General features: G+C 38.2%; 1 protein-coding gene and 1 pseudogene. One reads left to right on the top strand and one right to left on the bottom strand.

Annotated features, from left to right (window positions below):
• Window positions 1-33: 33 nt before the first annotated feature.
• Window positions 34-1,527 (bottom strand): RNA-guided endonuclease InsQ/TnpB family protein, encoded by a 1,494-nt coding sequence (locus ACM0OZ_RS48535; RefSeq protein WP_414590104.1) that lies wholly within the window; start codon window positions 1,525-1,527, stop codon window positions 34-36.
• Between the two features lie 84 nt (window positions 1,528-1,611).
• On the opposite strand from ACM0OZ_RS48535, the pseudogene tnpA reads away from it, so the two are divergent.
• Window positions 1,612-2,011 (top strand): annotated as a pseudogene (tnpA, locus tag ACM0OZ_RS48530) (IS200/IS605 family transposase).
• Window positions 2,012-2,086: the final 75 nt, after the last annotated feature.

The following is a 2,086-nucleotide window of genomic DNA, read 5'->3' as shown; positions in this document are numbered from 1 at the left end:
TCTGAGATACCCCATGCATAAATGCAGGGGGTTCTAACTCACTACGCGAGTTTCGTTTACCCTTACAGGTTCCGACTCCTCACGCGCTATTAGATTACTGGACACTCGCTCTGACCTATTATTACTAATAGGTGACTTTGAACTAGTCGCAGTTCTCGCGGGTTGATTTGATCCATCTTGCCAACCGTCCAGCAGGGATTTCTCCATCCCTAGCCAACCATTTCTAGCTAGCTGGATTGACAAGGTTTCTGTTTTTGGATCGACGTAACGACTCAGGTAAGCAGATAAAATATCACGTTGCATCTTTAGCCCACAGACAGAGCAATGATGAACACGTTGCGATAATGATTTCTTCTGCTTATTACCACACAAACAGGTTTGAGAAAGTGCGGTTTTCCTAGTCGAAAACATTAGAACTGTACCGTTAGCGTTTTCAGCTTTACGTTTTAGTTCGGATTGGAAACTTGATGGTGATTTAAAGCCTATAGATTTACCGTAATTCTTTTGCCAAGCTTTGACAGATACTTTCTCGGTTTTAATATTCTTACCGAGGGTTAAAGTTTGATTGACTAATTTACCATGCAAAGATTTACGGTAAGCCGCTTGTTTACGTTCTATTTCACGTTTTTTAATAGCGGTGTTTTTATAGCGGTTTGACTTGTGCCAACGTTTTGAACCTTTCTTGACAGTGCCGTTAGGATTAAAATTATCAGGATTACCAGCACGGCGCTGTCTATCCATCTTACGTTGTAATTTTTTAATCTCCTTCTGTTTGGAATTTAATTCTACAGCGAAAGGAGTCCAAATTGTTTCTTTATCTCCCACAATTGCAACAGTTGCCACGCCTAAATCAATACCAACAGTACCATCATTGATAATATTTTTAGGCTTTTGATATGGTTCACCCTCACAAACTAATTGAGCAAACCAATAGGTTTTTTGATTAAGAATACGACGCACTAAGCGAACATATTTAATCTTTGATGACAATCCATGCAAGATTACAGGGTCGTTGGTAATGATGGCAGATAGTTTTAATTTTGACCATTCAATACCATTACCAGTCCAACGTATGCCTTGTTTATTGGTTTTACCCTCTAACGATGCAAACTGACCTTTTTGTTTAAACCTAACTTTTTTAGCCTTACCAAAAGCCATTCTCTCTAAAGCTTTAAAAGCTCTAGAGGCTATTTTTTGAATGGTATGTACATCAAGGTTAGATTTAATCCAGAGACTTGCAATAGCTGTTTTGTTGGCAAAATATTGTAAATCATAATCACTAAAACGATAACCTTCCCTAGCTTTTTGAAAAGCTGTAGATTTGGCTTTTTTATCGTTTTTATTGATTAGTCTCGCTTGTTGGTAAAGTTCAGAATCTCTGACCAACTGCAATCTGTTTTTACCTTCAGCTAATACAGCATTATATAGTTGCCTTCCTGCTTCCAATCTGACAGCAAGAACAGCCAAGTCCTTAGATGTTGTTATTAACGGGATTTCTGTAACGAAACTAGATGTTTTTGCTACCAAGATTGAATCACCTCCTTTAGTTTGTTTATTATTTTTCTCTATTTTATCATATAGATACAGTGCAGCAAACTACTATAGCACAAAATGACTGAAAAATTTAAATCCAACAATAATGTTGTTTACTCTTGCAAATATCATGTAATTTTTTGCCCCAAATATAGGCGAAAAGTTCTGGTTAATGCTATTGCATCCAGGCTCAAGGAATTACTTGCACGCGTTTGCTATTGATATTAAAGTTGAAATCTTGGAAATGGAGATAATGCCCGACCATGTGCATTTATTGATAGATGTTGACCCTCAATTTGGAGTACATCGAGCAGTGAAGAGATTCAAGGGTGCAACATCTAGATACTTGCGCTTGGAGTTTCCAGAACTAAAAAGCCGCTTGCCTTCGTTGTGGACTAATTCCTACTTTGTATCCACGGTAGGGGGTGCGACTTTAGACACTATTAAAATGTACATTCAAAACCAGAAAGAAACTTGACTGCGAATGAATTCGCCAACGGCTAGCCCCCATAAATAGAATTTAGGGGCTAGCTCGCCGTTGTTATTCCGGTCT

Origin of the sequence: Scytonema sp. PCC 10023 (assembly GCF_963920835.1) — a bacterium.
GTDB lineage: Bacteria > Cyanobacteriota > Cyanobacteriia > Cyanobacteriales > Nostocaceae > Kalymmatonema.
Note: the sequence above shows the minus strand (reverse complement) of the source record. Positions and strands in the feature narration are given on the sequence as shown.